Annotated in this window: 10 protein-coding genes; 7 read left to right on the top strand and 3 right to left on the bottom strand. The window is 71.9% G+C overall.

Translation table 11 applies throughout. The features are described 5' to 3' along the window. Window positions 1-12: 12 nt before the first annotated feature. Entirely contained in the window at window positions 13-2,361 is a 2,349-nt protein-coding gene (locus tag JOE55_RS02290; RefSeq protein WP_204781887.1) for a protein kinase domain-containing protein, read from the bottom strand. A gap of 94 nt (window positions 2,362-2,455) precedes the next feature. Further along, window positions 2,456-3,610: a lytic transglycosylase gene (locus JOE55_RS02285; RefSeq protein WP_204781886.1), complete on the bottom strand. Its 1,155-nt coding sequence runs from the start codon at window positions 3,608-3,610 to the stop codon at window positions 2,456-2,458. Window positions 3,611-3,760: 150 nt separating this feature from the next. Here JOE55_RS02285 and JOE55_RS02280 point away from each other — a divergent pair, with 150 nt between their 5' ends. Next, the gene (locus JOE55_RS02280; RefSeq protein ID WP_024290277.1) at window positions 3,761-4,144 is read left to right on the top strand and encodes an Rv2175c family DNA-binding protein; all 384 of its coding nucleotides are present in this window, start codon (window positions 3,761-3,763) and stop codon (window positions 4,142-4,144) included. Window positions 4,145-4,255: 111 nt separating this feature from the next. Here the strand turns inward: JOE55_RS02280 and JOE55_RS02275 are convergent, their stop codons facing one another. Further along, window positions 4,256-5,392, bottom strand: coding sequence for a polyprenyl synthetase family protein (locus JOE55_RS02275; RefSeq protein ID WP_204781885.1), 1,137 nt, complete (start codon window positions 5,390-5,392; stop codon window positions 4,256-4,258). A 135-nt stretch (window positions 5,393-5,527) separates the two neighbouring features. Between JOE55_RS02275 and dinB the strand changes: the two genes are divergently transcribed. The 6 genes from dinB to JOE55_RS02245 all read left to right on the top strand — a co-directional run bounded on the left by dinB (window position 5,528) and on the right by JOE55_RS02245 (window position 12,397). Then, window positions 5,528-6,817 (top strand): DNA polymerase IV, encoded by a 1,290-nt coding sequence (gene dinB, locus JOE55_RS02270; RefSeq protein ID WP_204781884.1) that lies wholly within the window; start codon window positions 5,528-5,530, stop codon window positions 6,815-6,817. Between the two features lie 121 nt (window positions 6,818-6,938). Continuing rightward, window positions 6,939-7,337, top strand: a complete 399-nt coding sequence (locus JOE55_RS02265) for a DUF3040 domain-containing protein (RefSeq protein ID WP_204781883.1) — start codon at window positions 6,939-6,941, stop codon at window positions 7,335-7,337. 593 nt (window positions 7,338-7,930) lie between these two features. Next, entirely contained in the window at window positions 7,931-8,362 is a 432-nt protein-coding gene (mraZ, locus tag JOE55_RS02260; protein ID WP_024290281.1) for a division/cell wall cluster transcriptional repressor MraZ, read from the top strand. Between the two features lie 380 nt (window positions 8,363-8,742). Beyond that, window positions 8,743-9,732, top strand: coding sequence for a 16S rRNA (cytosine(1402)-N(4))-methyltransferase RsmH (rsmH, locus tag JOE55_RS02255; RefSeq protein WP_024290282.1), 990 nt, complete (start codon window positions 8,743-8,745; stop codon window positions 9,730-9,732). Then, window positions 9,729-10,547: a cell division protein FtsL gene (ftsL, locus tag JOE55_RS02250; RefSeq protein WP_204781882.1), complete on the top strand. Its 819-nt coding sequence runs from the start codon at window positions 9,729-9,731 to the stop codon at window positions 10,545-10,547. The genes rsmH and ftsL overlap by 4 nt, the downstream gene beginning before the upstream one ends. Beyond that, window positions 10,544-12,397, top strand: coding sequence for a penicillin-binding transpeptidase domain-containing protein (locus JOE55_RS02245; protein WP_204781881.1), 1,854 nt, complete (start codon window positions 10,544-10,546; stop codon window positions 12,395-12,397). The genes ftsL and JOE55_RS02245 overlap by 4 nt, the downstream gene beginning before the upstream one ends. The last annotated feature ends 69 nt before the right edge of the window (window positions 12,398-12,466 follow it).

Genomic DNA, 12,466 nt, shown 5'->3' with positions numbered 1-12,466 from the left:
GGCACTGCCGGTTCAGATGACGCGCAGTGTGATCGTCGTGCCGTCCTGGCTCTGGGTGACGACGCGGTTGAGGTTCGCACCGGCGACCTCCTCGATCTCGACCGTGAAGCCGAGGTCCTCGAGCTGCTCGCGGGCGTCATCGGCATTGCTGCCGACCACGCGCGGCACTTCCTCGGGCTCGGCGCCGGCGGAGACGACCAGGTCCACGGTGCTGCCCTCCTCGACCCTGGCGCCGGGGGAGGGCGACGCGGAGACGACGCTGCCCTCCTCCGAGTCGTCGAACTGCTCGGAGACGGTGCCGACGTCGAGGCCGGCGGAGCTCAGCTGCGATTCGGCATCGGACTGCGACATGCCCTCGACCGCGGGGATCTCGACCTGCTCGGGTCCGGTGGAGACCGTCAGCACGATCTGCTCGCCCACTCGGGTCTCCGTGCCCGCGGCGGGCGAGGACTCGATGACGCTGCCCGCCGGGACCTCCGTGCTGGGCTCCTCGTGCACCGTGACGTTGGAGAAGCCCTCGGTCTCCACCGCGTCCACGGCCAGCGGCTGGGTGGTGCCCACGACCTCCGGGACCACTGCGGTGCGGAAGCTGCCGGAGCCCAGCAGCCATCCCAGGAAGCCGGCCAGCGCCACGAGCAGCGCGGCGAGGGCCACGGCGACGGCCGCCTTCAGCGGAGGGGTCTGCTGCAGCCGCACCGTGGGCTTGGACGGGTCCACCGGCGCCGACTCGTGCAACCGACCGCGACGCGGCTCGGTCTCCTGCTCGGCCGTCTCGCCGTCCGAGTCCGAAGGCTCGTCGAAGGCGGCCAGCCGGTCCACGCTGAGGCCCCTGCGCTGCAGGTTCGGATCCACCGAGGCACCGAGCGCCGTCCCAGCTCCTGCGGCACCCACGGCGGTCGAGCCGGTGCGGGGGGCCGCGGCAGCTGCCGCCGCGCCTGCGACGGCTGTCCCTGCGATGCCGGCGGCACCCGCTGCACCGGCGCCGCTGCGCATGGGCGGCAGCACCGAGGTGCGCTGATCGTCATCCTGGTCGGCGGAAGCCCCCTGCCAGCGGGGCAGCGCCTCGGTCGGGGCGGATCCGGCGGACGCGGAGTCCGATGATGCCTCGGCGAAGCGCGGCATGGCGTCCGTGGGCGCATCGGGACCCTCCGCGCCGGAGCCCGGTCCTGGCATGGCCTCGGTGGGGGCCTCGTCGACGGGATCCTCCGACTCCAGGCCCCGCCCGCCCTCGGCGCCCAGCGGAACGCGCAGCACCTGCGTGGTCGGCGGGATCTCGCCGTCGGCGGTCTCGGGGGCGTGAGCGCAGCCGTCGGGGGAGGCCTCCGCCGTGCCGTCCTGCTGATCGGAGACCGGGGCTGCGCTCGAGCCTCCTCGGCGCAGCTCGTCCACGGCCTCCAGATCGATCGGCCCGGTGGCCGGGGCGGTGCTGGGCAGGGTCGTGGCCCCCGGATCCTCGGGCCGCGGCGCGGCCGGACCCGGTCCCTGCTCCCAGCCCTCCGGGAGGTGGTCCAGGGCATCGAGGCTCAGCTCGCGACGCAGCTCGCCGATCGAGGCCAGCAGCTCAGCGCCGTCCGACGGGCGATGCTGCGGGTCCTTGGCGGTCCAGCCGGCCACGGCCTCGGCGAGCTGGCGATCGATCCCGGGGACCGCTTCGAGCAGGGAGGGAACGGTCTTCTCGGCGTGGGCGCGGGCGATCGTCCACGGGCTGCCGTCGAAGGGGCGGCGGCCGGTGAGCATCTCCCAGGCCATGATGCCCAGCGAGTACAGATCGGAGCGGGCGTCGAGACGCCGCTCGGTGACCAGCTCGGGGGAGGCATAGGCCACCGTGCCGAGCACGGCCCCGGAGGTGGTGTGCTGATCGGCGGCGCGGGAGAGGCCGAAGTCGGCGACCTTCACCGTGCCGTCCGGGCGCATGAGCACGTTCTCGGGCTTGATGTCGCGGTGGATCAGCCCAGCCTGATGCGCCGCCGAGAGCCCGGCGGCCACCGAGGAGAGGATGGTCAGCGCCTCGCCGGGGCGCAGGAACTCCTTGCGGCGCAGGACGTCGCGCAGGGTCCCGCCCTCCACGTACTCCATGACCAGGAAGACATGGCCGTCATCGGTGCGGCCCTGATCCAGCACCGCGACCACGTTCGGGTGCGACAGGCGAGCGGCCGCACGGGCCTCCCGGGCGAAGCGCTCGACGAACGAGGGGTCCTCCGTCAGGTGCGCGTGCAGGATCTTGACGGCGACGGTGCGCTCCAGTCGCTGATCGACAGCGCGATACACACCGCCGGTGCCGCCGCGCGCCAGGCGCGGTCCGACGGTGTACCGGCCTTCCAGGACCGAGCCGGTCAGATGATCATCCACGGGCTTGTGCACGAGCCCCACAGTAGGGGAGCGGACTGGACTGCGGCTGGATGACGACGGGCGTGGTTGCGATCGTGACGCCCTCGGGACCTGTGTCCGGGCGGGCTCAGCGCAGGTGCGTCCAGGCCGAGATCCGGGCCTTCACCTGGTGGACGTAGGTCTTCGTGTCGTCGTACATCCCGTACTCCTCGACGCCGTAGGCGCCCTGGTAGTACGACGCGATCCCGCGGTCGAGATCCTCCGCCGAGCGCTGGTTCGCGCGGATGATGGCCACGCCCGCCGCGACATTGTCCTGGGGGTCCAGCAGGTCGAGATCGCGCCCCACCAGGGCGGAGGCCCACTCGCCTGACGACGGCAGCACCTGCATGGTGCCCACGGCATCGGCCGGTGAGACGCTGCGGTGCACGAAGCCCGACTCCTGCTCGGCATGGGCCAGGGCCAGGGCCGGATCCACGCCCATCTCCTGAGCGGTGGTGCGCACCAGACGCTGCATCTCCTCGGCCGAGGGCGACGGGCGCTCGTAGAGCTGATCGAGATGGCTCTGCGCGGAGGCCAGGGTCTCCTCGTCGTAGTCGTAGCCGGGGAAGTCGTCGCGGATCCGCGGGGCCTCGGCGGCTTCGGCGGGGGCTGCGACCGGGGCCGCGTCGTCCTGCACGGCAGGTGCCGCCTCGGCTGCGGGGATCTGCAGCGTCTCGCCCTCGCGCAGCGGGGCGGCGACGTCCAGGTCGTTGGCCTCGATCAGGGCCTGGACCATGATGTCGTGGCGCTGCGAGATCGCCCACAGGCTCTCACCCGCTGCTACGCGGTGCTCGGTGCTGCTCGGCGCGGCCTCTGCGGCGGCTGCCGGGGCGGCGGGGTCCTGGACGCGGGTGGCTTCGTCACCGGACTTGGGGGAGTCATCGGCCTTGGCGGAGGAGGCCTCCTTCGCCGGAGCAGACAGGCGCAGGGTGTCGCCCGGGGCCAGCGAGGCATCGCCGGACAGCCCGTTCCACTCCATGAGGTCCTCGACCGACAGGCCGTTGGCCGTGGCCACCGACCAGATGCTGTCGCCGGGCTGGACGGTGCGCGCGGGGCCGTCGACGGCCTCGGGGCGCTCATCCGGGGCCGCGCCCCCCGGCTGGCCCACCGCGTGGGCCGCGGGCGTCCCGGAGGCGCCGAACACGGCCAGCGCGGCCAGTGCCGCGGCGGAGCGGCGGGCGCGCGAGCCGCTGGGGGCCGGATCCGAGTCCTGGGGGCGGGGATCCTGAGGGGTGTGCTGCATGCTGGCGAAGACCTCGGGCTGGGAGATGCGCTGATCAGGGGGAAGTGCTGAAGCGCTGCTGCCTGCAGGGTACCCGGTGCCTGCACCGGGGCATCGGTGGCGGCGCATCACGGCGGTTCGTGGCACCCTGGATCCGTGAAGAAGTCTGAGATGAATCCCGCGCAGCCCACCCTCGAGCAGTTCGAGGCCCTCGACGCCCTGGTCGGCGAGTGGACCACGTTCCCGGACGTGGCCGAATCCACCGGGATGATCGTGACCCGCGTGCACTCCATGGCCGAGGACGGCACGCTCGTGGCCTTCCGCGACCCCCGCGACGGCGTCCGCCGCATCCCGGCGGAGTTCCTCATGGACGGCCAGCCGATCGATGCGCTGCGCGGGACCATGACCGTGCTGCGGGACAACCTCTACACCGACCTGGAGGCCGTGACCTGGCTGTTCACCGAGGACGAGTCCCTGCCGGGTCGGCCCATCGACTTCCTGCGCGCCGGGCGCAAGGCCGAGATCCGTCGTCGGGCGCAGACCCTGGACTGGTGACGGCGGCGCCGTGACGCGCACGAGCGCCCGTCCCCGATCGGGGGCGGGCGCTCGTCTGCCAGGCTCAGCTGCGTCCGGAAGCGGCGGCTTCGGCCCCGGGCGGCCTCCCGGTCAGCGGGAGCGGCGGACCAGGGCGTCGGCCATCTGCTGCAGACCGGCCCGCGGCAGGTCCTCGATCCGCATCTGCGCCAGAGCCTGCTCGGTGCGCTGCGACAGCTCGTCCACGATCTGCTCGGTGCGCTGGAGGGCGCCGCTGCGGCGCAGGGCTTCCCTCAGGCCCTCGATCTGAGCGTCGTCGAGCGACTGATTGCCCAGGGCCCGGGCCACGAGCTGCGCGTCCCGCGGCTCGGCGTCGCGCAGATGCTGCCCGATCAGCACGGTGCGCTTGCCCTCGCGCAGATCGTCGCCGGCCGGCTTGCCCGTGGTGACCGGATCGCCGAACACGCCCAGGACGTCGTCCCGGATCTGGAAGGCCTCGCCCAGCGGCAGGGCGAATCCGCGGCACGCCTCCACGAACGACGACGGCGCCGCCGCCAGCAGGGCCCCCAGGGCCGCCGGGTGCTCCGCCGAGTACTTGGCCGACTTGTAGCGCAGCACCTCGAAGGCGCGCTCGATGGCCTTGTCCGGCGGGAGGGTCTGCGCGGCGACCTCCGCGTGGATGTCCAGGTACTGCCCGAGCATCACCTCGGTGCGCATGCGCGTGAAGTCCGCGGCAGCGCCGGCGGGGTGCCCGGCCAGCGCGACGGCCTCGCCGAAGATCTGCTCCGACCAGGTCAGCGCCAGATCGCCTGCGAGGACGGCGGCAGAGGTGCCGAAGTGCGCGCTGTCCTGGCTCCAGCCGCTGTCGCGGTGGCGATCGGCGAACAGGACGTGGATCGAGCGCATGCCGCGACGGGTCGCCGAGCGGTCGATGATGTCGTCGTGGATCAGAGCGGCCGTCTGGAAGAGCTCGATCCCGGCTCCTGCCAGGCGCGGGATGCGGGAGTCCGCGTCTCCGCCGGCTGCCCGCCAGCTCCAGTAGAGCAGCTGGGCGCGGGTGCGCTTGCCGCCCGTGGACAGCCCGGCGATGGCTTCGACCATGGGGCCGGCTGCCTCGGAGATGCCGTCGGCCACGGTGCGCTGGTCCTGGAACCAGGACTGCAGGACGGCGTCGACGTCGTAGCGGAAGGCCTCGGACTCGGCGGCCGCCACGCGTGAGAGCTCGGGGCTCGAGCTGTCGGAGTCGGGTGCGAAGCTGGGGTCGGTCAAGGGGCTCCTGACGGTGGCGGTTCTCGCGGCGCGGCCGGTGGGACAGCGCCTCCGGTCAGGGTAGCCCGCGGCCTTCCGGACGGCGGACCAGCACCCGGTCCGCGATCATTCGCAGCGGCTTCTTCAGGAGAGGGGATGAGCATGAGCGGCGAGCAGCTCGAGCAGTGGCGAAGCGCGGCCATCATGCACGTCGATCTCGACATGTTCTTCGTGGCCGTCGGGCTGCTGGAGCGCCCGGATCTGGTGGGCAAGCCGGTGATCGTGGCCCGGGACTCCGGGCGCTCGGTGGTCCTGTCCGCCTCCTACGAGGCGCGCGCCTTCGGGGTGCGCTCCGGCATGCCGGTCTCCCGCGCCCGAGCCATGTGCCCGCAGGGGATCCTGCTGGATCCGTCGTATGCGGACTACCCGGGCTACTCCGAGCAGGTGATGGCCATGTTCCACGACCTCACGCACCTGGTGGAGCAGATCAGCGTGGACGAGGCCTTCCTGGACGTCTCCGGAGCCATCCGCAGGCTGGGCTCGCCGGTGCACATCGCTCGGCAGCTGCGCGCCCGCATCCATCGGGAGACGGGGCTGACCGCCTCGGTGGGCATCGGCGCCACCAAGACCGTCGCCAAGATCGCCTCCACCCGCTCCAAGCCGGACGGACTGCTGCTCGTGCGCGCCGAGGACACCGTGGCGTTCATGGCGGAGCTGCCCGTCGGGGCGCTGTGGGGCGTCGGCAGGCGCACGGAGGAGGCGCTGCAGCGCTCGGGGATCCGCACCGTGGGGGAGATCGCACAGCGCACGCCGCAGCAGCTGGCCCGCGTCGTCGGCCCGGCTGCGGGTGCGCACCTGCATGCGCTGGCCCACGGCGTGGATCCCCGCCCGGTGACTCCGGAGCGCGAGGAGAAGAGCCTGGGGGCGGAGCAGACCTTCCAGACCGACGTCAGCGACATCGACGCCCTGCGCCGCGAGCTGCTCGGGCTGTCCCATCGCACCGCCGCGCGACTGCGCCGCCACAGGCTACGGGCCCGGCGGGTGGGACTGAAGCTGCGGTGGGAGGACTTCACCACCATCTCTCGCTCGCGGACGGTGAGCCATCCCTTCACCTCCGGGCACGACCTCTACACGCATGCCGAGGAGCTGCTGACGGCGGAGCTGCCGCTGCCCAGCGCCGTGCGTCTGATCGGAGTGCGCGCCGAGTCCCTCGAGGACGCCGATTCCGCCATGCAGCTGAGCATCGACGGCCGCGAGGAGGAGTGGGCCGCCGCCGAGTCGGCCATGGACCGGGCGCGCGAGCGATTCGGCGGCGCCGTCCTGGGGCAGGCCTCCATGCTGAGGCCTCCGCGCGGCACGGTGGGGCGCAGCGAGCTGCGCGCCGGCCACCGCGATGATCCTGCGCCGGGAGGCGCTGGGCGGGCCCGGTCGCAGCCGCGCAGATGAGCGGCGGATCGTCATGTGACGACCGGGTGCTCCGCAAGGGGCCTTGCGGGTAGACTGGAGCAACCGCAGGGACGCGGCACGTGTCCCTGAACTTTGAAGCAGACCCCCCAGGAGGGACGTCGTGGCCCTTTCGGAGCGCGAGCAGCAGCTGCTGGCTCAGCTGGAGCAGCAGCTCAATGCGGAGGATCCGAGGTTCGTGAGCCAGATGGACTCACGACCCGTGAAGCCCACGTTCTCCACGCGCGCGCTCGTGCTCGGAGCCGTGATCGGCGTGGTCGGCCTGGGCATCGTGGTCGGAGGTGTGGCCCTGGACTCGATCCTGGTGGGCGTCCTCGGCTTCCTGATCATGTCGTTCGGCGTCTACTGGGCCTCCACCCGCTCCTCGGGCGCCAAGGAGGCGGGGGAATCGAGCTCTTCCCGCGGCGGTGCCAAGGCCAAGCCGGCCGCTGCCAAGAAGCCGGAGTCCAGCTTCATGCGCAATCTCGAGAACCGCTGGGACGAGCGCCGCAACGGCAGCTGATCCCACCGCACCGACATCAACGAGGCCCCCGCTCCGTCAGGACGGGGGCCTTCGTCATGCCCGGGTGCCGCCTTGCTCCGCCCCCGCCCGCGAGGAGTCTCGTGCGCCGGTCTTCGCGCGTCGATGGTTCGCACCGGCGACTCCTCGCGAGCATGAGCGAGGACTGCGGACGGCCTCCACTTTGCTCCCAACTCCTCTCCCCGAGGACGCACCACTTCCCTCCACGGTCAACGCCGGCTACCTCGAGGCGGCGCTGAGAAGCCGGCGGATCCCCGTGATCATGGGGATCTCCGTACCCGATCAGCGCGGCGGCGGTCCGTGGGCCTGTCGCGTGACCACGCGAAGGGCGAAGGCTCCGGCAGCGGTCGGAGAAATTCCCTCCCCATCGCCCCACTTCGCCTCCCAGGTCGCCTCCACCCCGCAATGACAAGGGCGAACGCGGCTGATCCTGTGGGCAGGACCTCCTCGGAATCGCCTCGAAACGCGCCTGGAACCACCGACCGTGATTGACGGTGGAGGAAGGTGGAGTAAAGTGGGGGTCACGAGAGCGAATCAGAAGTCTCAGAAGTCTCCGGGTCCGAACGGCGGTGGGCATGTTCCTCGGAACGCACTCCCCCCGCTTGGACGAGAAGGGGCGGCTGATCCTTCCGGCCAAGTTCCGCGAGGAGCTGGCGGACGGACTGGTCCTCACCAGAGGCCAGGAGCGGTGCCTCTACGTCTTCAGCGCAGCTGAGTTCGAGAGGGTGCACGAGCAGATGAGGGCGGCCCCGCTGTCCTCCAAGCAGGCTCGCGACTACATCCGCGTGTTCCTCTCGGGTGCCTCGGACGAGGTGCCGGACAAGCAGGGTCGGGTGACCGTCCCTGTGCCGCTGCGTCAGTACGCGGGTCTGGATCGAGAGCTCGCCGTCGTCGGTGCGGGCTCCCGGGCCGAGATCTGGGACGCCGCGGCATGGCAGCAGTACCTGGAGGAGCAGGAGGCGGCCTTCTCGAACACCGAGGAGGAGGTCATCCCCGGACTCTTCTGAGACGACCTGGACCGCCGAGAGGCGGACCGCAGACGCGGCGCCACGAGCACTGCATCGGGATCTCCCGGATGGGATCTCCACCCGCACTGCCATCACCGTCCTGACTCACCTTCCCCTGAGCCAGGCCGGATTCGAGGGATGGTCAGCGGTTGGGGTTCTCGCCCTGGAGCGCCAGATGCGGTGCTCGTCGTCGTTGCGGGCCCGATCGCACGGTGCGCCGATCGGGCGCACCGTGGTGGCGCGGGTCATGGCCGTCCCCGGCCCCGCCGCGACGGGGCCTGCCGCTGCGCCCGATAGGGTGGGCGGTCGTCGGGATGCCAGCACGAGCACCAGGACGAGGCGCGCCCCGCGCGCATCGCCGAGCACCAGGAGGACGAGCCATGGACGATCTCGAGCGCCCCGCCGGCGACCGGCACGTCCCCGTCCTGCTCGAAGCCTGCCTGGACCTGCTGGCCCCGGCCCTGGAGGGCCCCACCCCCGTCGTCATCGACGCCACGCTCGGCATGGGCGGGCACAGCGAAGCCATCCTGCGCCGCTTCCCGGACGTCCGCCTGGTGGGCATCGACCGCGACCCCCAGGCCCTGCGCCTGGCCGGGCGGCGCCTGGAGCCGTGGGCCGATCGCTTCTTCCCGGTCCACACCACCTACGACCAGATCGAGCCCGCCCTCGCCCAGGCCGGCTTCGAGGCCGCCGACGGCATCCTCTTCGACCTCGGCGTCTCCTCCATGCAGCTCGATGAGCGCGAGCGCGGCTTCGCCTACTCCTATGACGCTCCGCTGGACATGCGCATGGACTCCACGGCCGAGCTCACGGCCCGGGACATCGTCATGGAGTACTCGGAGCAGGACCTGCGGCGGATCCTGCGCGACTGGGGCGAGGAGCGCTTCGCCCAGCGCATCGCCCGCGGGATCGTGCAGGCGCGCGAGCAGCGGGAGCTGACGACCACCGGGGAGCTCGTGGAGATCGTCCGGGCCGCCAAGCCAGCGGCGGCCCTGCACAAGAAGGGCCACCCGGCCAAGCAGACCTTCCAGGCGCTGCGCATCGAGGTCAACCAGGAGCTCGAGGTCCTGAGCCGCGCTGTGCCGAACGCCCTGGATGCTCTCAGGCTCGGAGGGCGAGTCGCTGCCATGAGCTACCACTCGCTCGAGGACAAGATGGTCAAGCAGGAGCTCGCCGGACGCTCGCGCTCCTCGGCGCCCAAGGGCCTCCCGGTCGAGCTGGAGGAGCACAAGCCGACCTTCCGCATGATCACGCGCGGCACGCACACGCCCACGGCCGAAGAGATCGAGGAGAACCCGCGAGCGGCCTCCGCGCGGCTGCGCGCCGCGGAGCGGATCAGATCGGACAGCAGGCACGGAAAGCACTCATGAGCACATCAGCGGGCAGGACGGCACGGGGCGGGCGGCTGCGCCTGCCGCGTCGTCGTCCCAGGGTCTCCGACCGCCAGCGCGCGTCCCGTCGGGCCATGTGGTCGCGGCTGCTCCCGGTCGCTGCGGCGGTGCTGGCGGTGCTCGGGACCTTCGCGGTGATCCTGCTGATGAACGTGCGGATCACCGACGGGCAGTACCGGCTGGTCGAGCTGCGCAACCAGGAGCAGGCCCTCGAGCTCGAGAACGAGTCGCTGACCCAGGACCTCGAGTTCCATCAGGCTCCGCAGAACCTGGCCCGCAGCGCCCAGGAGGAGGGCCTGGTGCCCGCACCGACCGAGCAGGGCGTGGTCGACCTGGGCACCGGCGAGGTGACGGGGGAGGCCGTGCCCGCTCCGAAGGCTGATGACGACGAGGTCGACACGGCCATCCCGGTGCCCATCCAGGTGGGATCCTCGGCCGCCGAGCAGGCCCAGAAGGAAGAGCGCGCCCGTCGCGATGCACTGCCCTCCTCGGAGTCCGAGGCGGAGGACCAGCTCGACAGTGCTCGCAAGGCGGAGGCGGACGTCGAGCTGCACGGCGGCACGATCCCCGCACCGCAGCAGCGCGGCGACAGCTCGGCCGACGACGCAGCGCAGGACGAGCAGTCGAGCGGGGACGGCAATCCCGAGGCCCCCGAAGGGCACACCCCGCTGAGCGGATCGGCGCAGACCCCGCAGACGGACTCGGCAGACGCCGCCGGAGCAGGCGCGGCCGACGACGCAGCGCAGGACGGGACCGCACAGGGCGGCACGGCACAGGAAGGAGCAGATCAGTGAGCGGCAGCACGCGCGATGACAGCGGCAGCGCAGGCGGCATGGGCCGTCGCGAGTTCGTGGGCCTGCTGATCGGCCTGCTGGCCCTGGTGCTGCTGGCGCTGCGGCTCGTGTGGGTCCAGGGACTGGATCTGCGCGGGCAGGCGGCCAGCGCCGAGGCCAGTCGTCTGCGCGTCCAGGTCATACCGGCCCGTCGCGGCGAGATCCTCGATCGCACGGGCGCCGTGCTGGCGCGCAGCATCCAGCGCTACGACATCGCGGTGGATCAGACGATCGTGCAGGACCTGATCGTGCAGAACCCGGACGGGTCGACCGAGGAGCTCACCGTCCTGGAGGCGATCCGCAGCCTGGCCGACATCCTGGGGATGCCGGATCAGGAGGTCAAGGACAAGCTGCAGGGGGACGCGGACGTCCCGGTGGGGGAGCGCAAGAACTTCGAGTACCTGTTCCGGGACGCGACCCCCGAGCAGTGGAGCCGCATCGAGGACCTGCGCGTGGGCTACGTGACGGGCGAGCCCGTGTCCCAGCGCAGCTACCCCAACGGCTCCCTGGCCGGTTCCGTCGTCGGGTTCGTCGGGGGAGAGGGCGAGGCCCTCGGCGGCATCGAGCTGACCCAGGACGAGCACCTGCGGGGCATCGACGGCGAGCGCAGCTTCGAGATCGGCGCCGACGGCGTCCGCATCCCGGTGGCGCCCCAGGACGAGACGGCCGCGCAGGACGGCTCGTCGATCGAGCTGTCCCTGGACCGCGACGTCCAGTTCTACGCCCAGCAGGCCATCGCCCGCCGCGTGGAGGAGCTCAGCGCCGAGTGGGGCACGGCGATCGTGATGCGGATCTCCGACGGGGCGGTGCTGGCGCTCGCGGATTCGTCGATGGTCGATCCCAACGACACCGGGCGCACCGAGGACGAGGGCGACTTCCAGCCGCGCAGCGTGGCCTCGGCTGTGGAGCCCGGCTCGACCCAGAAGATCCTGACGGCGGCCGCTGCGATCGACACGGGCAACGCCGACAAGCTCTCTGAGGTCGCCGTCCCCTCGGAGCTGGAGATCGACGGGCAGACGATCACCGACGCCTTCGAGCACGGGGACGAGGACCGCACCTTCGCGGGCATCATCGCCGACTCCATGAACACCGGAACCGTGCTGGTGGGCTCGCGCCTGGATCGGCAGGGCCGCTACGACTGGATGAAGAAGTTCGGCGTGGGCGAGCTCACGGGCATCGAGCTGCCCGGTGAGTCCCCGGGGCTGCTCCCCGCGTGGGAGGACTGGGACATCCGGCAGCAGTACACGGTGCTGTTCGGGCAGGGAGTCTCCCAGTCGCCGCTGCGCACCGCCACGATCTTCCAGGCGGTCGGCAACGACGGCCTGCAGATCGAGCCGCGCCTCCTCCAGGCGATCATCGACCCCGACGGCACCCGCACCGAGATCGAGCGCCCGGAGGGCCGTCAGATCTTCTCCGCGCAGACCGCCGAGCAGCTGCGCGAGATGATGGAGTCCGTGATCACCGTCGGCGGTGCTCCGGATGCGGCCACCGACGGCTACCGCGTGGGCGGCAAGTCCGGCACGGCCGAGGCCGCCAGCGCCGACGGCGGCTACGACGGCTACACGACCTCGTTCGCGGGCATCGGTCCCATGGAGGACCCGCAGTTCGTCGTGGCCGCCACCGTCCACAAGCCGCAGGGCGCCGTCGCCGCGATCGGGGCGTCGGCGGCCTTCTCGCAGATCATGGGCCAGGTGCTGCGCCACTACGGCGTGCAGCCCTCGACCGGCGGCGCGGTCGGTCTGCCCAAGTTCTACGGGAAGGACGAGGACCGCAACGAGAATCTGCCGGACACGCCGACCGGCATCGCCTGAGTGGACGCCGCGCGGTCGATCTCGTCCTGCTGCTTCGGTTGCCGGACTAGACTCGCCACGTCCGGAATA

Origin of the sequence: Kocuria palustris, assembly GCF_016907795.1 — a bacterium.
In the GTDB taxonomy this organism is placed as follows: Bacteria; Actinomycetota; Actinomycetes; order Actinomycetales; family Micrococcaceae; genus Kocuria; species Kocuria palustris.
The sequence above is the reverse complement of the archived record's forward strand: the minus strand, read 5'-3'. Positions and strand labels throughout refer to the sequence as shown.